Annotated in this window: 15 protein-coding genes and 1 pseudogene; 10 read left to right on the forward strand and 6 right to left on the reverse strand. The window is 71.9% G+C overall.

The window, feature by feature from the left end:
* Window positions 1–40: 40 nt before the first annotated feature.
* The gene (locus ACF09K_RS24065; protein ID WP_392246558.1) at window positions 41–1582 is read left to right on the forward strand and encodes an RNA polymerase sigma factor; all 1542 of its coding nucleotides are present in this window, start codon (window positions 41–43) and stop codon (window positions 1580–1582) included.
* A gap of 132 nt (window positions 1583–1714) precedes the next feature.
* A complete protein-coding gene (locus ACF09K_RS24070; protein ID WP_392246560.1) occupies window positions 1715–2602 on the forward strand; it encodes a S1 family peptidase in 888 nt (295 codons plus the stop codon).
* A 101-nt stretch (window positions 2603–2703) separates the two neighbouring features.
* On the opposite strand, the gene ACF09K_RS24075 is transcribed toward ACF09K_RS24070, so the two are convergent.
* Window positions 2704–2928, reverse strand: coding sequence for a hypothetical protein (locus ACF09K_RS24075; RefSeq protein ID WP_073492764.1), 225 nt, complete (start codon window positions 2926–2928; stop codon window positions 2704–2706).
* Between the two features lie 443 nt (window positions 2929–3371).
* Between ACF09K_RS24075 and ACF09K_RS24080 the strand changes: the two genes are divergently transcribed.
* From ACF09K_RS24080 to ACF09K_RS24095, 4 genes and pseudogenes are all read left to right on the forward strand, one after another.
* Window positions 3372–5495: a type IIA DNA topoisomerase subunit B gene (locus ACF09K_RS24080; RefSeq protein WP_392246562.1), complete on the forward strand. Its 2124-nt coding sequence runs from the start codon at window positions 3372–3374 to the stop codon at window positions 5493–5495.
* Window positions 5496–5571: 76 nt separating this feature from the next.
* Window positions 5572–5697, forward strand: a pseudogene (locus ACF09K_RS24085) (DNA-binding response regulator); the annotation flags it as partial.
* A gap of 81 nt (window positions 5698–5778) precedes the next feature.
* Complete coding sequence (locus ACF09K_RS24090) at window positions 5779–6342, forward strand: DUF485 domain-containing protein (RefSeq protein ID WP_392246563.1); 564 nt, start codon at window positions 5779–5781, stop codon at window positions 6340–6342.
* The gene (locus ACF09K_RS24095; RefSeq protein ID WP_392246565.1) at window positions 6339–7931 is read left to right on the forward strand and encodes a cation acetate symporter; all 1593 of its coding nucleotides are present in this window, start codon (window positions 6339–6341) and stop codon (window positions 7929–7931) included. The genes ACF09K_RS24090 and ACF09K_RS24095 overlap by 4 nt, the downstream gene beginning before the upstream one ends.
* Before the next feature lie 77 nt (window positions 7932–8008).
* Here ACF09K_RS24095 and ACF09K_RS24100 read toward each other — a convergent pair whose 3' ends face one another.
* The 4 genes from ACF09K_RS24100 to ACF09K_RS24115 form a co-directional block, all read right to left on the reverse strand.
* A complete protein-coding gene (locus tag ACF09K_RS24100; protein ID WP_392246567.1) occupies window positions 8009–8689 on the reverse strand; it encodes a response regulator in 681 nt (226 codons plus the stop codon).
* Window positions 8686–10368 carry an ATP-binding protein gene (locus ACF09K_RS24105; protein ID WP_392246569.1) on the reverse strand — a complete coding sequence of 561 codons (1683 nt, stop codon included), beginning with the start codon at window positions 10366–10368 and terminating at the stop codon, window positions 8686–8688. Before ACF09K_RS24105 ends, ACF09K_RS24100 begins: the two co-directional genes overlap by 4 nt.
* A gap of 128 nt (window positions 10369–10496) precedes the next feature.
* Complete coding sequence (locus ACF09K_RS24110) at window positions 10497–11438, reverse strand: sucrase ferredoxin (protein ID WP_392246571.1); 942 nt, start codon at window positions 11436–11438, stop codon at window positions 10497–10499.
* 126 nt (window positions 11439–11564) lie between these two features.
* Window positions 11565–12821: a citrate synthase gene (locus ACF09K_RS24115; RefSeq protein ID WP_392246573.1), complete on the reverse strand. Its 1257-nt coding sequence runs from the start codon at window positions 12819–12821 to the stop codon at window positions 11565–11567.
* 98 nt (window positions 12822–12919) lie between these two features.
* Here ACF09K_RS24115 and ACF09K_RS24120 point away from each other — a divergent pair, with 98 nt between their 5' ends.
* Both ACF09K_RS24120 and ACF09K_RS24125 read left to right on the forward strand, forming a co-directional pair.
* A complete protein-coding gene (locus ACF09K_RS24120) occupies window positions 12920–14077 on the forward strand; it encodes a citrate synthase/methylcitrate synthase (RefSeq protein WP_392246774.1) in 1158 nt (385 codons plus the stop codon).
* A 474-nt stretch (window positions 14078–14551) separates the two neighbouring features.
* Window positions 14552–15676: a CobW family GTP-binding protein gene (locus ACF09K_RS24125; protein ID WP_392246575.1), complete on the forward strand. Its 1125-nt coding sequence runs from the start codon at window positions 14552–14554 to the stop codon at window positions 15674–15676.
* Here ACF09K_RS24125 and ACF09K_RS24130 read toward each other — a convergent pair.
* Window positions 15673–18129, reverse strand: coding sequence for a DNA topoisomerase (ATP-hydrolyzing) subunit A (locus tag ACF09K_RS24130; RefSeq protein ID WP_392246577.1), 2457 nt, complete (start codon window positions 18127–18129; stop codon window positions 15673–15675). The two genes, ACF09K_RS24125 and ACF09K_RS24130, sit on opposite strands and share 4 nt — an antisense overlap.
* 364 nt (window positions 18130–18493) lie before the next feature.
* Here ACF09K_RS24130 and ACF09K_RS24135 point away from each other — a divergent pair, with 364 nt between their 5' ends.
* Window positions 18494–19864 carry a M16 family metallopeptidase gene (locus tag ACF09K_RS24135; protein ID WP_392246578.1) on the forward strand — a complete coding sequence of 457 codons (1371 nt, stop codon included), beginning with the start codon at window positions 18494–18496 and terminating at the stop codon, window positions 19862–19864.
* Complete coding sequence (locus ACF09K_RS24140) at window positions 19861–21249, forward strand: M16 family metallopeptidase (RefSeq protein WP_392246580.1); 1389 nt, start codon at window positions 19861–19863, stop codon at window positions 21247–21249. Before ACF09K_RS24135 ends, ACF09K_RS24140 begins: the two co-directional genes overlap by 4 nt.
* Window positions 21250–21353: the final 104 nt, after the last annotated feature.

Below are 21353 nucleotides of genomic sequence, written 5' to 3' on the forward strand. Positions count from 1 at the left end.
GGGGCCGGAAGCCGTTTTCCAACGTTCCGAGAGGTTGTTCGTGTCGGCCAGCACATCCCGTACGCTCCCGCCGGAGATCGCCGAGTCCGTCTCTGTCATGGCGCTCATTGAGCGGGGAAAGGCTGAGGGGCAGATCGCCGGCGACGATGTGCGTCGGGCCTTCGAAGCTGACCAGATTCCGGCCACTCAGTGGAAGAACGTACTGCGCAGCCTCAACCAGATCCTCGAGGAAGAGGGTGTGACGCTGATGGTCAGTGCCGCGGAGCCCAAGCGCACCCGAAAGAGCGTCGCAGCGAAGAGCCCGGCCAAGCGCACCGCCACCAAGACGGTCGCGGCGAAGACGGTGACCACCAGGAAGGCCACCGCCACCTCCCCCGCCGCTCCGGCCGCCCCCGCTGTGGACGACCCCACAGACGAAGCCGCCACCGCCAAGAAGGCGGCTGCCAAGAAGACCACCGCCAAGAAGGCGACCGCGAAGAAGGCCGCCCCCGCCAAGAAGACGGCGGCGAAGAAGACCGCCGGCAAGAAGGACGACGCCGAGCTGGTCGAGGACGAGGTCCTCGAGGACACCCCCAAGACGGGCGACGAGCCCGAGGGCACCGAGAGCGCCGGATTCGTCCTCTCCGACGAGGACGAGGACGACGCGCCGGCCCAGCAGGTCGCCGCCGCCGGCGCCACCGCCGACCCGGTCAAGGACTACCTCAAGCAGATCGGCAAGGTCCCGCTGCTCAACGCCGAGCAGGAGGTCGAGCTCGCCAAGCGCATCGAGGCCGGTCTGTTCGCCGAGGACAAGCTGGCCAACGCCGACAAGCTCGCCCCCAAGCTCAAGCGCGAGCTGGAGATCATCGCCGAGGACGGCCGCCGCGCCAAGAACCACCTCCTGGAGGCCAACCTCCGTCTGGTGGTCTCCCTCGCCAAGCGCTACACCGGCCGCGGCATGCTCTTCCTGGACCTCATCCAGGAGGGCAACCTCGGTCTGATCCGCGCGGTCGAGAAATTCGACTACACCAAGGGCTACAAGTTCTCCACGTACGCCACCTGGTGGATCCGTCAGGCGATCACCCGCGCCATGGCCGACCAGGCCCGCACCATCCGCATCCCGGTGCACATGGTCGAGGTCATCAACAAGCTCGCGCGTGTGCAGCGCCAGATGCTCCAGGACCTGGGACGCGAGCCCACCCCGGAGGAACTGGCCAAGGAACTCGACATGACCCCGGAAAAGGTCATCGAGGTCCAGAAGTATGGCCGCGAGCCCATCTCGCTGCACACTCCGCTGGGCGAGGACGGCGACAGCGAGTTCGGTGACCTCATCGAGGACTCCGAGGCCGTCGTCCCGGCCGACGCGGTCAGCTTCACGCTCCTCCAGGAACAGCTGCACTCGGTCCTCGACACCCTGTCCGAGCGCGAGGCCGGTGTGGTCTCCATGCGCTTCGGTCTCACCGACGGTCAGCCGAAGACCCTCGACGAGATCGGCAAGGTGTACGGCGTGACGCGCGAGCGCATCCGTCAGATCGAGTCCAAGACGATGTCGAAGCTGCGCCACCCGTCGCGTTCCCAGGTGCTGCGCGACTACCTCGACTGAGTCGACTCCGTACGACACCGAAGGCCCGGCCCCCCGCGGGGAGCCGGGCCTTCGCCCTGGCGTCCGGGTGCGCGGCGCCGGGAGCTGGATCACTCTGGGTGTTCCTTGATCACTCCAGAGTGAGGAGCGCGCATGCGTCGTCCCCTGGTCCGGGTGCTGACCCGGCCGCTGGTCCTGGCGGCCGCGGCCATGGCCATACCCCTGGCCTCCACCGCCGCCTCTGCGGTCCCGGGGGGCCCTGGGACCCCCGACGGTGTCGTCGTGGGCGGCTTCCCGGTCGACGTGTCGGACAGCCCCTGGACCGTCGCCCTGTCCAGCCGTGACCGGTTCGGAGGTATGCGGTCCGGGCAGTTCTGCGGGGGAGTGGCCGTCGGCCCGACCACGGTGCTCACCGCCGCCCACTGCATGGGTGAGGAAGCCCTGGGGAGCCCCCCGGACCGGGCGCACGACCTGAAGGTCGTCGCGGGCCGCACGGACCTCCGCTCGGACGCGGGCCGGGAGATCGCCGTGAGCGAGATCTGGGTGAACCCCGCCTATGACCCCTACGGCAACTCGGGTGACTTCGCCGTGCTCGGCCTGGCCGAGCCGCTGCCGCGGACTTCGGTCGTCGCGATGGCCGGCGCCGGCGATCCGGCGTACGAGCCGGGAACCGAGGCCATGGTCTACGGCTGGGGGGACACCACGGGGGGCGGCTCCTACGCCCATGGTCTGCGGGCCGCCCGCCTGCACGTGCTGCGGGACAGCGTCTGCGCGAACGCCTACCCGGGGCCGGCCGACGGCACCTACCGGGCGCAGACCATGCTGTGCGCGGGGGAGGCCCAGGGGGGTCGCGACTCGTGTCAGGGGGACAGCGGCGGGCCGCTGGTCGCCCAGGGCCGGCTGATCGGTCTGGTGTCCTGGGGGGACGGATGCGGGCGGGCCGGGAGCCCCGGCGTCTACACGCGGGTGTCCGACATCGTCAGCACACTGCGCTGGGAGGCCGCACTGCCGGGCGCCGCCCGGACGCCGGGCAAGGGCTGAACCGGGACGACGAACGAGTGCGGGCGGCCGCCCCTGGGACGCAGGGGCGACCGCCCGCTACCAGCCTGTGCCGGTCTTGGCTCGTCGTCGAACGCGATCTGTCAGCGCTCTTCTTCTGAGGCGGGAACGGCGGTCAGTCGCTCCGTCTCGTCCTGTATCTCAGCGGCGATCTTCTTGAGTTCCGGCTCGAACTTGCGACCGTGGTGGGCGCAGAAGAGCAGTTCTCCGCCGCTGAGCAGGACGACGCGCACGTACGCCTGGGCGCCGCAGCGGTCGCAGCGGTCAGCGGCCGTCATCGGGCTCGCGGGGGTCAGAACAGTAGTCACGTCGCCTCTTCTCTAGCTCGACGAGCTGTCGTACCAGGGTCAACATCCAACCAGCCCCAAACGTTCCCGCTCGTGGCTTCTCCTCGAAAAAATCTTCCGAGGCGGCCGGCTGCTGCCGGTCTGGCGGCGAATGTGCCGTATTACGTGTCTGTCGTGTCGTACGGTTTCGCGCTGTCGGTCATGGTCCCGTCCTCCCGGCTGGATTGCCGGTTCGTTCATGAGGACGTGCCCGGAGCCTAAATGGTTCATGCCCCGAAGGGAACGTGATATGTACTTCACTCCATCGAGGGATCGAACATGCATGCGACGCTGGACTAGTGTGAGTTCCGGGGCAGGGTGGCGTGACAACGGCTCTACCAGGCCTCGGTACCCTCTTTGCGGCGACCGAAGCCGCGCCCTTACCCCGTGAGGGCCCATCTGAAATTCAGCGAGGAGCGAACCGCGTGACCGCCGATACGTCCGTGCCGTCCACAGCGCTGCTGGCAGGAGCAGACCGGGACGGTTCCAACTACACCGCGCGGCACCTGCTCGTCCTCGAAGGCCTCGAGGCCGTGCGCAAGCGCCCGGGTATGTACATCGGGTCCACCGACAGCCGTGGCCTCATGCACTGCCTCTGGGAGATCATCGACAACTCCGTCGACGAGGCCCTCGGGAGCTACGGCGACCACATTGAGGTGATCCTCCACGACGACGGCTCCGTCGAGGTGCGGGACAACGGCCGGGGCATCCCCGTCGACGTCGAGCCCAAGACCGGTCTGTCCGGTGTCGAGGTCGTCATGACCAAGCTGCACGCCGGCGGCAAGTTCGGCGGCGGCTCGTACGCCGCCTCCGGCGGTCTGCACGGTGTCGGCGCCTCGGTGGTGAACGCCCTGTCCGCCCGGCTCGACGTCGAGGTCGACCGCGGTGGACACACCCATGCGATCAGCTTCCGCCGCGGCGTCCCCGGGGCGTTCGCCGGCGCCGGGCCCGACGCGAAGTTCGAGCCCGCGAGCGGGCTGCGCAAGACCAAGCGGATCCCCAAGACCCGCAGCGGCACGCGCGTGCGCTACTGGGCCGACCGGCAGATCTTCCTCAAGGACGCCAAGCTCTCCCTGGAGCACCTCCACCAGCGCGCCCGCCAGACCGCTTTCCTGGTGCCCGGCCTGACGATCGTCGTGCGCGACGAATACGGGCTGGGCGACGGCGGCAGCAAGGGCGAGGAGTCCTTCCGCTTCGACGGCGGCATCAGCGAGTTCTGCGAGTACCTCGCCTCCGACAGGCCCGTCTGCGACGTCCTCCGCTTCACCGGGCAGGGCTCCTTCAAGGAGACGGTGCCCGTCCTCGACGACCACGGCCAGATGACGCCGACGGAGGTCACCCGCGAGCTGGGCGTCGACGTCGCGCTGCGCTGGGGCACCGGGTACGACACCACCCTCCGGTCCTTCGTCAACATCATCGCCACCCCCAAGGGCGGCACCCACGTGGCGGGCTTCGAGCAGGCCGTCGCCAAGACGATGAACGAGGTGCTGCGCACCAAGAAGCTGCTGCGCGTCGCCGAGGACGACATCGTCAAGGACGACGCCCTGGAGGGCCTGACCGCCGTCGTCACGGTCCGGCTCGCCGAGCCGCAGTTCGAGGGCCAGACCAAGGAGGTCCTCGGCACCTCGGCGGCCCGCCGCATCGTGAACACCGTGGTCTCCCGGGAGCTCAAGGCGTTCCTGACCTCCACCAAGCGGGACGCGGCGGCCCAGGCGCGGGTCGTCATGGAGAAGGCCGTCGCCGCCGCCCGCACGCGTATCGCGGCCCGGCAGCACAAGGACGCCCAGCGCCGCAAGACGGCTCTGGAGTCCTCCTCCCTGCCCGCCAAGCTCGCGGACTGCCGCAGCGACGACGTCGACCGCAGCGAGCTGTTCATCGTCGAGGGCGACTCGGCGCTCGGTACGGCGAAGCTCGCGCGGAACTCCGAGTTCCAGGCCCTTCTGCCGATCCGGGGCAAGATCCTCAACGTTCAGAAGTCGTCCGTGACCGACATGCTCAAGAACGCCGAGTGCGGTGCGATCATCCAGGTCATAGGGGCGGGCTCCGGGCGGACCTTCGACATCGACGCGGCCCGTTACGGCAAGATCATCATGATGACCGACGCCGATGTGGACGGCTCCCACATCCGGTGCCTGCTGCTGACGCTGTTCCAGCGGTACATGCGGCCCATGGTGGAAGCGGGCCGGGTGTTCGCGGCGGTGCCGCCGCTGCACCGCATCGAGCTCGTCCAGCCCAAGAAGGGGCAGGAGAAGTACGTGTACACGTACTCGGACCGCGAGCTGCGGGACAAGCTCATGGAGTTCCAGAGCAAGGGGGTCCGGTACAAGGACTCCATCCAGCGCTACAAGGGTCTCGGCGAGATGGACGCCGATCAGCTGGCCGAGACCACGATGGATCCGCGGCACCGCACCCTGCGGCGGATCAACCTCTCCGACCTGGAGGCGGCCGAACAGGTGTTCGACTTGCTGATGGGGAACGACGTGGCACCGCGCAAGGAGTTCATCTCCAGCTCGGCGGCGACGCTGGACCGGTCGCGGATCGACGCGTAACGGCTGACGCCGGGCCGGACGGCCCACCGGGCGGGGCCGACCCGGCGTGCGGGTCGGCCCCGCCCGGCGTTCCGGTCACTCGCGGTCGGCGACGGTGAAGACCCACATCGACAACATGTTCACCAAAACGGGGCCCAAGGACCGTGCGCAGGCGGTGCGTTACGCGTTCAGGAAGGGACTGGTGCGGCCGCCGACCGCGTAAACGGGGCTTTTCGTCACCTGATGGGGTGAAGGGGAAAGGGAAGGAGAGTCGGGGATCTTCCCGTTCTGTCCATCCTTGGGCATGCAGTCAAGCAACGGCCGTGCCCGCGGCAGTGAGCAGGGTTTCGAGAGTCCGGGCGACCGATGGCAAGGCGCGGGCCTGGCATCCGTCGAGGCACCCGGAGAGGTGCGGTACGACGACCCCTGGTACGACGCTCTGGCCTCCGGCTGGGGCGAGTCGGGCACCATGAGCCCGCCCGCGACCGAGGCTCCGGCAGCCCGCCGCCGGCGGCGTACGGACGGGGCCGACGCAGCGGCTCTCGTGTACGTCGAGGTGCAGCGGAGCGAAGCGTTCCAGGAGGTCCGCAGCCGGTATCGACGGTTCGTCGTTCCCGCGGTCATCGGATTCTTCCTCTGGTACGTCACCTACGTCGTGGCGGCGACGACCGCGCCCGCGGTCATGGCCCGCCCCGTGTGGGGCGCGGTGAACGTGGCGCTCGTGGCGGGACTCGGGCAGTTCCTCAGCACGTTCCTGCTCACCTGGGCCTACTCCCGGCACGCGCGGCTGCGCAGGGACCGTGCGGCCCTCGAACTGCGCTGGGACACCCAGGAACTGACGCGTGAGGCTCGAGGCGGTGCGGCGTGACCGGTGACCACCAGACGCTGGCGTTGCTGCTGTTCAGTGTCTTCGTCGCGATCACCCTGGGAATCACGACGTGGGTGAGCCGCAGCCGGCACGGTTCGGCGGAGGAGTTCTACGCGGGCGGGCGGTTGTTCTCGCCCATGGAAAACGGTTTCGCCATCGCGGGCGACTACATGTCGGCCGCCTCCTTCCTGGGCATCTCCGGGCTCATCGCCCTCTTCGGCTACGACGGGCTGCTGTACTCGGTGGGCTTCCTCGTGGCCTGGCTCGTCGTGCTGTTCCTCGTGGCCGAACTGGTGCGCAACTGCGGGCGCTTCACGCTCGCCGACGTCATCGCCGCGCGGATGAGGGAACGCCCCGTGCGGATCGCGTCGGGAACGGCCTCGGTCACCGTGTCGATCCTCTACCTGGTCGCGCAGATGGTGGGCGCGGGCAGCCTGGTCGCGCTCCTGCTCGGCGACACGGGCGAGGCCGCCCGGGCGTGGGCGGTGATCGGGGTCGGCGCGCTCATGGTGATCTACGTGTCGCTGGGAGGGATGCGGGCCACCACCTGGATCCAGATCGTGAAGGCGGTCCTGCTGCTCGGCGGCACGATCGTGCTCACCGTGCTCGTCCTGGTGCACTTCCACGGGGATTTCGACCGGCTGCTGCGCACGGCGGCCGAGCGCAGCGGGCACGGGGCCGCGTTCCTGGCACCCGGACTGAAGTACGGCGGGGACTGGGTCGCACGATTCGACTTCATCAGTCTGGGGCTCGCACTGGTACTGGGGACGGCGGGCCTGCCGCACATCCTGTCCCGCTTCTACACCGTGCCGACGGCGCGGGCCGCCCGGCGTTCCGTCGTCTGGTCGATCGGACTCATCGGCGGCTTCTACCTGATGACGATCGTCCTCGGCTTCGGCGCGGCGGCGATCGTCGGCCCGGACGCCGTACGCGGCTCCCATGCCTCCGGCAACACGGCCGTACCGCTCCTGGCCCTCGACCTGGGCGGCGGAGCCGGCTCCACGGGCGGGACGGTGCTGTTCGCGGTCGTGGCGGCCGTCGCCTTCGCCACGATCCTCGCCGTGGTCGCGGGGATCACGCTCGCCTCCTCGGCGTCGGTGGCCCACGACCTGTACGCCTCCCTGTGCCGCAGGCGCGGCGCGCCGCGCGGCGAGGTGACGGTGGCCCGGACCGCCGCGGTCGGCATCGGTGCGACCGCGATCGGCCTCGGCCTGCTGGCCCGCGACCTCAACGTCGCGTTCCTGGTGGGGCTCGCCTTCGCCGTCGCCGCGTCGGCGAACCTGCCGGTCCTGCTCTACTCGCTGTTCTGGCGGGGCTTCACCACCCGCGGTGCCGTCTGGGCGATCTACGGCGGGCTGGTTCCGTCCCTGGTGCTCGTCGCGCTGTCGCCGGTGGTCTCGGGCAACCCCCAGGCGCTCTTCCCGGACGCCGACTTCCAGGTCTTCCCGCTCGAGAACCCGGGGCTGGTCTCGATCCCGCTGGGCTTCCTCGCCGGCTGGCTCGGCACGGCCACCTCGGCCGAGGCGCCCGACGGGGCCAAGCACGCGGAGACCGAGGTCCGGTCCCTGACGGGTGCGGGGGCCGTCTGAGGACTTGCCCCGAACCGCCGCGGCCGTCCCGGACGAGAAGGCCCCGGGCTGCCGTACGCCGTCCACGGGCCGCTTCCTCAGGCGCGGGTCGCCCACACGTAACGGTGTTCGGGGCGGCCCGCGTCGCCGTACTTCAGGGTGAGCCGGGCTCTGCCGGTGCGTTCCAGGAGCTTCAGATAACGCTGCGCGGTCTGGCGGCTCACCCCGGTGCGCTCGGCGATCTCCAGGGCGGACAGGGGCCCCTCGGCGCTCATCAGGGACTGGCGCACGAGTTCCGCCGTGGTGGGGGAGTGTCCTTTCGGCAGCCCCGGCTCCGAGGGCGCGGACAGGGCCCCGAAGATGCGGTCGACGTCGGCCTGTTCGGCCTCGACGCGGCTGTCGAGCGTACGGCGCAGCTCCGCGTACGCCTCCAGTTTGCCGCGCAGGCCCGCGAAGCTGAACGGCTTGACCAGGTACTGCAGGGCGCCCTGCCGCATCGCTGCCTGCACCGTCGTGACGTCCCGGGCGGCCGTGACCATGATCACGTCGGTCTGGCGTCCGCGTCCGCGTATCTCCCGGACGACCTCCAGGCCCGTCCCGTCGGGAAGGTGGTGGTCGAGCAGGATCAGGTCGAGCCGCGGCAACCGCTCCACCTGGCGGAGCGCCTCGGCCGCACCGTGCGCCACGCCGGCGACGTGGAAGCCCGGCACCTTCCCGACGTAGGCGGCGTTGACCCGGGCGACCCCGGTGTCGTCGTCCACGACCAGGACCTCGATCATCGCGTCTCCTCCTCGACAGTGCTCCGCCTGGACGCGGCCGGGGCGGGTCCGGCCCCGGCCCCGGCCGGCGACCCGGCCAACGCCTCGGGCAGTACGACGGTGAACTCGGCGCCCCCGCCGCGCGCGTCGCTCACGGATGCACGCCCGCCCTGCCGTTCGGCGAGCCTGCGCACCAGGGAGAGGCCGATGCCGCGCTTGCCGTGGGCCGGCGGTCTCTTCGTGGACCAGCCCTCCGTGAAGATCAACTCACGTTGTTCGGGCGGGACTCCCGGCCCCGTGTCCCGTACGCGCAGAACGGCGGTGCGGCCCTCGGCGAGCAACTCGACCTCCACGCGCGCGTGGACGGTGCCCGCCACGGCGTCCAGGGCGTTGTCCACCAGGTTTCCCACGACCGTCACCAGCCCGCGCGGGTCGACCAGCCGGTCGGGCAGCCGCGTGCCGTCCGAGATCCGCAGCGCCACGCCGCGTTCGGCCGCGACGGTCGCCTTGCCGACCAGCAGGGCGGCGAGCAGCGGATCCCCGATCTTCTCCGTCACCTGCTCGGCCGTCGCCCGGTGGTCGCCGACGACCTCGCCGACGAAATCCACGGCGTCGTCGTACATCTCCAGTTCGAGCAGCCCCAGGAGCGTGTGCATGCGGTTGGCGTGCTCGTGGTCCTGGGCCCGCAGGGCGTCGATCAGCCCGTGCGTGGAGTCGAGCTCCCGGCCCAGCTGCTCCAGCTCGGTGCGGTCGCGCAGGGTGGCCACGGCGCCGCCGTCGTCGGTGGGCATCCGGTTGACGACCAGTACGCGCTGCCCGCGGACGGCGATCAGGTCCGTGCCGGTCACCCGGCCGGCCAGGACGTCGGACGTGCGGCCCTCGCCCAGCGCTTCGTCCGGTGACCGGCCCACCGCCTCGTCCCCGATGCCCAGGAGGCGCTGTGCCTCGTCGTTCAGGAGGCGGACGCGGCCGGTCCGGTCCAGTGCCACGACGCCCTCCCGGATGCCGTGCAGCATCGCCTCACGCTCGGCGAGCAGCGCCGAGATGTCGGAGAACGCCAGGTCCCTGGTCTGTCGCTGAACCCGCCGGGAGATCAGCCAGGCGGCCAGCGCCCCCACGGCGAGCGCGCCTCCCGCGTAGGCGAGCAGCCCCGGGATGGCGTGGACCAGCCGGGCGCGCACGCTGTCGTACTCGATGCCGACCGAGACCGCCCCGACGATCCGGCCCGTGCTGTCGCGCAGGGGCACCTTGCCGCGGGCCGAGCGGCCCAGAGTGCCGTCGTCGATCTCCATGACCTCCCGGCCGGCCAGGGCCTCGCTGGGATCCGTCGAGACGTGGCCGCCGACCTCCTGGGGCTCGGTGTGGGACCAGCGCACGCCACGGAGGTCCATCACCACCACGTACTCGGCCCCGCTCGCCGCACGGATCCGTTCCGCCTCGCGCTGCACCGGACCGTCGGCCGTCGGCCGTGTGCGCCGCAGGTCCTCGGCGATCTGGGGTACGGCGGCGGTGGTCTGCGCGATGGCGAGCGCGCGGCGCATGGCCTGGTCGTCCAACTGCTCGCCGAGCGGTGCCAGGAACAGCCCGGTCGCGAGCACGGCGACCCCCGCGGCGATCGCCAGCTGCATGAGCAGGACCTGCGAGAAGACGCGCCGGGGCATGCCGAGGCGCAGGCGGCGGACGGGGGAAGCGGGACTCATACCCACGACGGTACGTGGGCGGTCCCGCGGAGCCGTAGGGGTGTGCGGTGCGGATCTCTTGATCCACTCAAGAGGAGACGGTTCGACGGCCGGCTCGCGGCGTGAGCCGGCCGGCACGGACCGGCCGCTCAGCCGACCAGTACCGCGGGCCTCAGTTCGCGCACCGCCACCACGTCCATCCGCGCGGGTGATCCCAGGACCGCCGCTCCGCAGCTCTCCGGGCGGGGCGGCAGGGACTCGCCCCGGGCCACGGCGACCCGCCAGTGCCGGCCGTCGGCGTGGGCGACGGTCACCTCCCAGCGCGGGGCCTCGCCCTGTGTGCGCACGACGGTGAGGGCCTCGGCCGCGTACTCGCCGGTCGCCCTGCGTACGGCCAGCTCCGCCGCCTGGGCGGGCCGTTCCCAGGCCGAGCTCCCGCGGCAGCCGTCCACGACGATGCGGCCCTCCCGGGCGCCGCGCAGCACCTCCTTGACGGAGTCGGCCCGAGCGCGGCCGTAGGCGTAGCCGTACGGCAGGACGAGCACGGTCGGCGAGAACCGGTGACCGCCCAGGTGGGTGACCTCCCAGACGCCGTCCGCGCCCGACGCCGCGAGTTCGGCGGCGAGGGGGCGGCCGAGAAGGGCGCAGCAGCGGTCGCGCTTGCCGTTGGTGCAGACGAGGGCGAGCGGGTCGCCGGTGTGGGGGGTGCCGCCGAGCGCGGTGCCGAAGGTCCGGTGGTCGCCCCGGCCGAGCGCGGCGAAGTCGAGGTCCAGCAGCCGGCCCGGGTCGTCGGTCCCGGCGCCGTGCAGCCACGCCCCGCCGGGCACGGTGTGGGCCGCGTACACCTGGCGCAGGGGGGAGGTGCCGAGGTCGGCGTGAGGTCCGGGACGGCGGATGAGCGCGACACGCACGCCGGTGCCCTGCGCGGCGGACTCCAGGGCGCGGCCCAGCGAGGGGTCCAGGTGGCTCGACGTGAGCGCCCTGGCACCCCAGGGGCCGGGCTGTTCCAGCAGCAGCCAGGTGGTCGCCGTGGCCGCGGTCCCCGGCATGGGCTCGTCGAGGTCCCGCGAGACGGTCGTGCACGTACTCACAGAGGTGAGCCTAACCTGACTTGGCGTCCGACGGTCTCCGGAGGGGCGCGTGTCCCGCGGCACGGCACGCGCACGTGCCGCTCGGTTTCCCGCGCCGCCGGGCCGCGGCCGTCCGGCGCGGTGGGCCTACTCGGGGACCGGCCGGGGAGGCTCCGGGCCCACGTAGACCCCGCTGGGACGCATGCGCAGGGGGCGTTCGCCGTACTCCTCCAGGGCGTGCGCGATCCAGCCCGCCGTCCGGGCGACGGCGAAGACCGTCTCGCCGGCCGACGGCTCCATGCCGCAGGACGCCGTCAGGACCGCCAGCGCGAGGTCGACGTTGGCGTGCAGCGGGGTGTGGCGGGCGGTCGTGTCCACGATGTCGCGGGCGGCGGCCAGCGCCGGAGCCGCCTCGGGGATCTCCGACAGGAGGGCGAAGAGGACGCGCGCGCGGGGGTCCTCCTGCGCGTAGAGCCGGTGTCCCAGGCCGGGGATGCGGCGGCCGGCCCGCAGTTCCTCCGCGATCACGGGGCCCGCCGAGCCCCGGTCGAGGACGTCGAGCACCAGCCGGTGCGCGAGCCCGCTCGCCGCGCCGTGCAGGGGGCCCTCGATCACTCCGAGCCCCGCGGTGACGGCCGCGTACGGGTGTGCGCGGGCGCCCGCCGCGGCCCGCACCGCGAGTGTCGAGACGGCCAGGTCGTGGTCGGCGAGCAGGGCGAGCGCGGTGTCCAGGACGTGCAGGGGCGCTTCCGCCGCGGGCTGCCGACTGAGCCTCCCCCACAGTTGCTGGGCCAGCGAACCGCCGTCCCGGTGGGTGGACGTCTTCGGCGGCAGGGCGGCGACGAGGGTCGGGAGGAGGCCGCGGGCGGCGCCGAGCACCGTGTCCGTGGACAGGTCGAAGCGGAGCGGGTCCGCCACCGCGGCGGCGATCGCGGCGACGCGCAGGCGGTCGGTGGGGCCGGCGTGTCCGGGCAGGGCGCCGGCCGCGTGGCGGGCGGCCTCCACCGCGGCCCGGGGCGCGACGAAGGCGGCTCCGTGCCGCATCCGGCCGGTCCAGAGCCATTCGGCGACCTCTTCGTACGAGTGCCGGGTGGCCAGCTCGGTCGCGTCGACGCCCCGGTAGTAGTACCGGTCCTCGCGGATCAGGGTGAGACGGGTGCGTACGGCCTGCTCGCCGCCGCTGCCCGGACTCCCGCTGCCCTCCCGCCTGTTGCGCCGCGCGAGCGCCTCGACCTCCTGGGCGTCGAAGGTGCTGCCCCGGCCGCCGGGCACGCGCCGGCTGCCCAGCCGGCCGCGGCTGACGTAGGCGTACACGGTCTCGGGCTTCACACCGAGCAGCTCGGCGGCCTCCTTGGTGGTCAGCCGCCGTTCCGGGTGGCCGGGACCGGGTTCCTGATCGCGCATGGGATCACCGTATCCACAAGACATGTCTATTGATTCGATCAACATTGACACTTCACAAGTCAAGCATGGACAGTCGAATCAAGTTCGAGGAGGAAACCATGTCCGTCAACAGGTACGCAGCCACACCCGTCGAGGTGCCGCGAGGGCTCGCCGGTGTCGTCGTCGCCGACACCGAGGTCGGTGACGTCCGAGGACGCGAGGGCTTCTACCACTACCGGCAGTACTCGGCCGTCGACCTCGCCCGCAGCCGCCCGTTCGAGGACGTCTGGCACCTCCTCGTCCACGGCCACCTGCCGGACGCGCGCCGCGCCGCCGCCTTCGCCGCGGGGACCGCCGCTCTGCGAAGGCTCCCCGACCCCGTGGCGGCCGCCCTGCCGGCCGTCGCGGCGGCGGGTGCCGACCCGCTGGCCGGCCTGCGGACGGCCCTGTCGCTGCTGGGTGCCGCGAAGGGCTTCCGGCCGGTGTACGACATCGACGCCGACCGGCGCCGGGAGGACACCCTCGCCGCGGCGGCCGCCGTGCCCACCCTGCTCACCGCGCTCCACCGGCTGGGCAGGGGCCTCGAGCCCGTCGAGCCGCGCGAGGACCTCTCGTACGCGGCGAACTACCTGTACATGTTGACGGGCACCGAGCCCGATCCGGAGCGGACGCGGGCCGTCGAGCAGTACCTGATCTCCACCATCGACCACGGGTTCAACGCGTCCACCTTCACCGCCCGGGTCGTCACCTCGACGGGCGCGGACGTGGCCGCCTGCCTGGTCGCCGCCGTGGGCGCGCTGTCGGGGCCCCTGCACGGCGGCGCCCCCAGCCGTGCGCTGGACACCCTGGACGCGATCGGCACTCCCGACCGCATCGATCCGTGGATCCGTGAGCGGGTTCTCGCGGGTGATCGCATCATGGGTTTCGGCCATGCCGTCTACCGGACCGAGGACCCGCGTTCGCGCATGCTCCGCGAGATCGCCCAGGGCTTCGGGGGGCCGCGCGTGGACTTCGCCGTGGAGGTCGAACGGCAGGTGGAGGCGATCCTCGCCGAGCTGAAGCCGGGCCGGGAACTGCACACGAACGTGGAGTTCTACGCGGGCGTGGTCATGGAGCTGTGCGGGTTGCCCCGCGAGATGTTCACCCCCACCTTCGCGGCGGCCCGCGTCGTGGGCTGGAGCGCCAACATCCTCGAGCAGGCGGAGGACAAGAAGATCATCCGGCCCGCGGCCCGCTACGTGGGCCCCCGGGCGCCCGTGCCCGTATCGGCCGCCTGAGCCGGGGCGCGACCGTCCCGGCGGTGCCCGGTGCCCGGTGCCGCGGTGACCGACGCCGCGATGCCCGACTCCGGGGGTGACCGCCCGCAGGGCGGCCGGAGAACGCGTGCGGCCCGGTGCCGTTCCGGCGCCAGGCCCCCTCGGTGGTGATCGGGCAGGGACGGGGTGCCGAGCGGCTCTGATCGGCGGGGGAGGCGGAGAAGAGGCGCACGGAGGGAAGCGAGGGTCGCACACTCCGGCGCCCGGCCCGACGTCCGCCCCGCGAGCACTGCTGACAACCGCTCGCTTCGCGGTGATTCCTCCGGCTCGTATCCTGACTGCGCATTCGATTTCCGACCGTGCGCCGGGCCGTGAGCCGGTGCACGCGTAGGGCATGGCGTTCGGACCAGGGCGCAGGACACCGGCGGTGCCCCGCGCCCCCGTGTCCGCGGCGTGATCCGGACGACAGGCCCCAGGTGCCAGAGAGGTCGCACGTTGACGCAGAGCCGCACTCCGCAGCAGATCCCGGTCGTCGTACTCGCCGGATTCCTGGGTTCCGGCAAGACGACACTGCTCAATCACCTCCTCCACCGCAGCGGAGGCAGCCGTATCGGCGCGATCGTGAACGACTTCGGCTCCATCGAGATCGACGCCATGGCCGTGGCGGGCGCCCTCGGCGACTCGACCGTCTCCCTCGGCAACGGCTGCCTGTGCTGCGCCGTCGACGCCGGTGAGCTGGACGGGTACCTCGAACGCCTCGCACGCCCCTCCACCGGCATCGACGTCATCGTCATCGAGGCCAGCGGGCTCGCCGAGCCGCAGGAACTCGTCCGGATGGTCCTCGCCAGCGAGCACCCGGGGATCGTGTACGGCGGTCTCGTCGAGGTCGTCGACGCCGCCGAGTTCGACGAGACCCGCACCCGGCACCCGGAGATCGACCGGCACCTCGCCCTCGCCGACCTCGTCGTGGTGAACAAGGCCGACCGGACGCCCGACGCCGGCCGTGTCCTGGACCTCGTCCGCTCCCTCACCGACCGGACCGCCGTCGTCCCCGCGACCTACGGCCGCATCGACCCAGAGCTCCTCTTCGACTGCCGGCCGGACGAGGAGCGCGTGGGGCAGCTCTCCTTCGACGACCTGCACCGGCAGGAGGGCCCCGACGGGCCGGAAGACCACGGCGATCACGCCGGCCACCTGCACACCGCCTACGACAGCGTGTCCTTCGTCTCCGAAGTCCCGCTGGATCCGCGCCGGTTGACGCCGTTCCTCGACAGCCGTCCCGAAGGGCTGTACCGCATCAAGGGGTACGTCGACTTCGGACCGCACGACCCTGTCAACCGCTATGCCGTGCACGCAGTCGGGCGCTTCCTGCGCTTCTACCCGGAGCCCTGGGGGCCCGCCGAGGAGCGCCGCACCCAGCTCGTCCTCATCGGTTCCGGCATCGACGCCGCCACCCTCGCCAAGGAACTGCGGGCCTGCGAGGACGACGCCCCGCACGCCGACGAGCGCGGCATGTGGGGCGTCCTCCGGTACGTCCAGGATCCCGACGGCGGAACGGCCGACGAGGCCTGGACCGGACCGGCCGAGGAGTCCTGGACCGGACCGGCCGGGGAGTCCTAGACCGGACCGGCCACGACCGACACCGGCTTGCCCAGCGACACGCCCGAGCCGTCCCGGCGCGGGTCGATCTCCGGCAGGTCGACCGGGGTGCCGTTCTTCTGGGCGGCCCGCACCGGGACGGCACCCGCCCAGGCCAGGGACAGGCAGTCCTCGCCCTTCAGGAACCGCTGGCAGCGCACGCCGCCGGTGGCCCGCCCCTTGCGCGGGTACTGGTCGAACGGGGTCAGCTTGGCGGTCGTCTGGACGGAGTCGTCGAGGGTGCCGCGCGAGCCCGCGACCGTGAAGACCATCGCGTCCACCGCCGGGTCCACGGCGGTGAAGGAGATCACCTTCGCGCCGTCCGTGAGCTTGATGCCCGTCATGCCGCCTGCCGGGCGGCCCTGCGGGCGGACCTGCGAGGCCTGGTACCGCAACAGCTGGGCGTCGTCCGTGATGAAGACCAGGTCCTCCTCGCCGGTGCGCAGCTCGACCGCGCCGACGATCCGGTCCCCCTCCTTGAGGGTGATGACCTCCAGCTCGTCCTTGTTGCCCGGATAGTCGGGCACCACACGCTTGACGACGCCCTGCTCCGTGCCGAGCGCGATACCGGGGGAGGACTCGTCGAGCGTGGTCAGGCAGACCACCGTCTCGTCACCCTCCAGCGAGACGAACTCCGCCAGCGGCGCGCCGCCCGAGAGGTTCGGCGCGGACGCCGTGTCCGGCAGCTGCGGCAGGTCGACGACGTTGACGCGCAGCAGCCTGCCCGCCGAGGTGACCGCGCCGATCTCCCCGCGCGCGGTGGCCGGCACGGCCGACACGATCACGTCGTGCCTGGTCCGCCGGGCGTCCGCGTCCTCGGCGAAGGGCTCGGCGTTCGCCGTACGGGCCAGCAGACCCGTCGAGGAGAGCAGCACCCGGCACGGGTCGTCGGCCACCTGGAGCGGCACGGCGGAGGCCTGCGTGCCCGCCGACTCCAGCAGGACCGTACGACGCTCGGTGCCGAACTTCTTCGCCACCACGGCCAGTTCGGCCGAGACCAGCTTGCGCAGCTCCGCGTCCGACTCCAGGATCCGGGTCAGCTCGGCGATCTCCTCGTTGAGCTTCTCCTGCTCCGCCTCCAGCTCGATCCGGTCGTACCTGGTCAGCCGGCGCAGCGGTGTGTCGAGGATGTACTGCGTCTGGATCTCCGACAGGGAGAAGCGCTCGATCAGGCGCTCCTTGGCCTGCGCGCTGTTGTCGCTGGAGCGGATCAGCCGGATGACCTCGTCGATGTCGACGAGCGCCGTGAGCAGGCCCTCGACCAGGTGCAGGCGGTCGCGGCGCTTGGTCCGGCGGAACTCGCTGCGCCGCCGGACGACCTCGAAGCGGTGGTCGAGATAGACCTCGAGCAGCTCCTTCAGACCGAGCGTGAGCGGCTGGCCGTCCACCAGCGCCACGTTGTTGATGCCGAAGGACTCCTCCATGGGCGTCAGCTTGTACAGCTGCTCCAGGACCGCCTCCGGCACGAAGCCGTTCTTGATCTCGATGACCAGGCGCAGCCCGTGCGCGCGGTCGGTGAGGTCCTTGACGTCGGCGATGCCCTGGATCTTCTTCGAGCCGACCAGGTCCTTGATCTTGGCGATGACCTTCTCGGGGCCGACGGCGAAGGGCAGTTCGGTGACGACGAGGCCCTTGCGGCGGGCCGTCACGGTCTCCACCGACACCGTGGCGCGGATCTTGAAGGTGCCGCGGCCCTTCTCGTAGGCGTCGCGGATCCCCGAGAGGCCGACGATCCGCCCGCCGGTGGGCAGGTCCGGGCCCGGGACGTGCTTCATCAGCGTGTCCAGGTCCGCGTTCGGGAACCGGATCAGGTGACGGGCGGCCGAGATCACCTCGCCCAGGTTGTGCGGCGGCATGTTGGTGGCCATGCCGACCGCGATGCCGGAGGCGCCGTTGACCAGGAGGTTCGGGAACGCGGCGGGCAGCGCCGCCGGCTCCCGCTCCTGACCGTCGTAGTTCGGGTTGAAGTCGACCGTGTCCTCGTCGATGGACTCGGTCATCAGGCTCGTCGCCGCGGTCTGACGGCACTCGGTGTACCGCATGGCGGCCGGCGGGTCGTCGTTGCCCAGCGAGCCGAAGTTGCCGTGGCCGTCGACCAGGGGCACGCGCATGGAGAACGGCTGGGCCATGCGCACCAGGGCGTCGTAGATCGACGTGTCGCCGTGCGGGTGCAGCTTGCCCATGACCTCGCCGACGACGCGCGCGCACTTCACGTAGCCGCGGTCGGGGCGCAGGCCCATCTCGTTCATCTGGTAGACGATCCGGCGGTGGACGGGCTTGAGGCCGTCGCGGGCGTCCGGCAGGGCGCGGGAGTAGATGACCGAGTACGCGTACTCGAGGAAGGAGCCCTGCATCTCGTCGACGACGTCGATGTCGAGGATCCGCTCCTCGTACGAGTCGTCGGGCGGCGGGGTCTTCGTGCTGCGGCGGGCCATCGCTGCCGGCTCCTCCTGTTTCCTGGTCGCTCGCCTGCGGGGCGCTCACGTCGGTGTCGACGCGCGTCCTTCGGCTCACTCTTGCTCTTGCTGAGGCGTGTGACGGGATCTCCGCGGACCATTGTGGACCGTGGCACCGACAGTGCGTCCCGGGGCCCGGGCGTCGGCGACCGGACCGGCCGGAGAGGCACCTCGTCCACGGCTGTCCGCAGGCTACGCGATCTCGCTCTCGGCGTACGCCGCCCGGGAACTCCACCGCCGCTCCGCACGCTTGCATACAGTGGCAGGACCAGCAGGAAAAACCGGCAGGACCGGCAGGAAAAACGCGGTTTCGACGACCGCGCCCGCGATCGGAAGGACGTACATGCCCATGGGTCACACGGCCACAGCCCAGGCAGGCTCCGGGGGCCTGACAGCGACCGAGCACCGCCTGGCCAACGGCCTGCGCGTGGTGCTCTCCGAGGACCACCTGACCCCCGTCGCGGCGGTGTGCCTCTGGTACGACGTGGGATCGCGCCACGAGGTCGAGGGACGCACCGGCCTCGCCCACCTCTTCGAGCACCTGATGTTCCAGGGGTCCGCCCAGGTCAAGGGCAACGGCCACTTCGAGCTGGTCCAGGGCGCGGGCGGCTCGCTCAACGGCACGACCAGCTTCGAGCGCACGAACTACTTCGAGACCATGCCCACGCACCAGCTGGAGCTCGCCCTCTGGCTGGAGGCGGACCGCATGGGCTCGCTGCTGGCCGCGCTGGACGACGAGTCCATGGAGAACCAGCGCGACGTCGTCAAGAACGAACGCCGCCAGCGCTACGACAACGTCCCCTACGGCACGGCGTTCGAGAAGCTGACCGCCCTCGCCTACCCCGAGGGCCACCCCTACCACCACACGCCGATCGGCTCGATGGCCGACCTGGACGCGGCGACCCTGGAGGACGCGCGTGCGTTCTTCCGCACGTACTACGCGCCCAACAACGCCGTGCTGTCGGTCGTCGGCGACATCGACCCGGAGCGGACGCTCGCCTGGGTCGAGAAGTACTTCGGCTCCATCCCCGCCCACGACGGCAAGCCCCAGCCGCGTGACGGCTCCCTGCCCGACGTCCTCGGCGAGCAGGTGCGCGAGGTCGTCGAGGAGGAGGTCCCGGCCCGCGCCCTGATGGCCGCCTACCGTCTGCCCCAGGACGGCACGCGCGCGTGCGACGCGGCCGACCTGGCGCTCACCGTGCTCGGCGGCGGCGAATCCTCCCGCCTCTACAACCGCCTGGTCCGCCGCGACCGTACGGCCGTGGCCGCCGGCTTCGGTCTCCTGCGCCTGGCCGGGGCGCCCTCCCTGGGCTGGCTGGACGTCAAGACGTCCGGCGATGTCGAGGTGCCCGTCATCGAGACGGCCATCGACGAGGAGCTCGCCCGGTTCGCCGAGGAGGGCCCCACCGACGAGGAGATGGAGCGCGCCCAGGCCCAGCTGGAGCGCGAGTGGCTGGACCGTCTCGGCACGGTCGCCGGCCGCGCCGACGAACTGTGCCGGTACGCGGTGCTGTTCGGTGACCCGCAGCTCGCCCTGACCGCCGTCCAGCGGGTGCTGGACATCACCGCGGAGGAGGTCCGGGACATCGCCCGGGCCCGCCTGCGCCCGGACAACCGCGCCGTACTGGTCTACGAGCCCACCGAGCCCACTGAGCCCGCCGAGCCCGCCGAGAACACCGCCGACGAGGACGAGAACGAGGAGGCGGCCCAGTGACCGAGCTCGCCGCGATGGACTTCCACCCCCAGCCCCAGGCGGGCGAGGCCAGGCCCTGGGCGTTCCCCGCCCCCGAGCGCGGGACGCTCGACAACGGCCTGACCGTCCTGCACTGCCACCGTCCCGGACAGCAGGTCGTCGCCGTCGAGGTCATCCTCGACGCCCCCCTGGACGCCGAACCGGCCGGTCTCGACGGCGTCGCCACGATCATGGCGCGGGCCTTCTCCGAGGGCACCGACAAGCACTCCGCCGAGGAGTTCGCCGCCGAGCTGGAGCGCTGCGGCGCCACCCTCGACGCGCACGCCGACCACCCCGGCGTCCGCCTCAGCCTGGAGGTCCCGGCCTCCCGGCTGGCCAAGGCCCTCGGCCTCGTGGCCGATGCCCTGCGGGCGCCCGCGTTCGCCGACAGCGAGGTCGAGCGCCTCGTTCGCAACCGTCTGGACGAGATCCCGCACGAGCTGGCCAACCCCTCCCGGCGTGCCGCCAAGGAGCTCTCCAAGGAGCTGTTCCCGGCGACCGCGCGCATGTCGCGTCCGCGCCAGGGCACCGCGGAGACCGTCGAGAAGATCGACTCCGCCGCCGTACGCGCCTTCTACGAGAAGCACGTCCGCCCCGCCACGGCCACCGCCGTGGTCGTCGGCGATCTCACCGGGATCGACCTCGGCGCGCTCCTGGGCGACACCCTGGGCGCCTGGACGGGCTCCGCGGCCCAGCCGCGACCGGTGCCGCCCGTGACCGCCGACGACGCCGGGCGGGTCGTCATCGTGGACCGTCCCGGCGCCGTCCAGACGCAGCTGCTGATCGGCCGCATCGGCGCCGACCGGCACGCGCGCGTGTGGCCCGCGCAGGTGCTCGGCACGTACTGCCTGGGCGGCACCCTCACCTCCCGGCTGGACCGCGTCCTGCGCGAGGAGAAGGGCTACACCTACGGCGTGCGCTCCTTCGGGCAGGTCCTCAGGTCCGCGCCGGACGGTTCGGGCGCCGCGATGCTCGCCATCAGCGGATCGGTCGACACCCCCAACACCGGTCCCGCGCTGGAGGACCTGTGGAAGGTGCTGCGCACCCTCGCCGAGGGCGGTCTGACCGACGCCGAGCGGGACGTCGCCGTGCAGAACCTCGTCGGGGTGGCACCCCTGAAGTACGAGACGGCCGCCGCCGTGGCGGGCACGCTCGCCGACCAGGTCGAGCAGCACCTGCCGGACGACTACCAGGCCACGCTGTACCGGCAGCTCGCCGCGACCGGCACCGTGGAGGCCACGGCGGCGGTCGTGAGCGCCTTCCCGGTGGACCGTCTGGTGACGGTCCTGGTCGGCGACGCGGCCGCGATCAAGGCACCCGTCGAAGCCCTGGGCATCGGTGAGGTGAAGGTCGTCCCCGCGGAGTAGCGACGCGGACCGGTGACCGCGAGGCCACGCGCGCAGGAGCCCTGGTGGACGGATCCGCCACCAGGGCTCCTCGATGTCCGAATTGAGGGAGAGGCGGCCCGTCT

Origin of the sequence: Streptomyces sp. NPDC014882 (genome assembly GCF_043081325.1) — a bacterium.
GTDB lineage: Bacteria > Actinomycetota > Actinomycetes > Streptomycetales > Streptomycetaceae > Streptomyces.

What these genes read in the sequence shown, in the direction of transcription:
- ACF09K_RS24070 (WP_392246560.1), top strand. Translation starts at nt 1,715, where the DNA reads ATGCGTCGTCCCCTGGTCCGGGTGCTGACCCGGCCGCTGGTCCTGGCG.
- ACF09K_RS24090 (WP_392246563.1), top strand. Translation starts at nt 5,779, where the DNA reads ATGCAGTCAAGCAACGGCCGTGCCCGCGGCAGTGAGCAGGGTTTCGAG.
- ACF09K_RS24100 (WP_392246567.1), bottom strand. Translation starts at nt 8,689, where the DNA reads ATGATCGAGGTCCTGGTCGTGGACGACGACACCGGGGTCGCCCGGGTC.
- ACF09K_RS24105 (WP_392246569.1), bottom strand. Translation starts at nt 10,368, where the DNA reads ATGAGTCCCGCTTCCCCCGTCCGCCGCCTGCGCCTCGGCATGCCCCGG.
- ACF09K_RS24115 (WP_392246573.1), bottom strand. Translation starts at nt 12,821, where the DNA reads ATGCGCGATCAGGAACCCGGTCCCGGCCACCCGGAACGGCGGCTGACC.
- ACF09K_RS24120 (WP_392246774.1), top strand. Translation starts at nt 12,920, where the DNA reads ATGTCCGTCAACAGGTACGCAGCCACACCCGTCGAGGTGCCGCGAGGG.
- ACF09K_RS24130 (WP_392246577.1), bottom strand. Translation starts at nt 18,129, where the DNA reads ATGGCCCGCCGCAGCACGAAGACCCCGCCGCCCGACGACTCGTACGAG.
- ACF09K_RS24135 (WP_392246578.1), top strand. Translation starts at nt 18,494, where the DNA reads ATGCCCATGGGTCACACGGCCACAGCCCAGGCAGGCTCCGGGGGCCTG.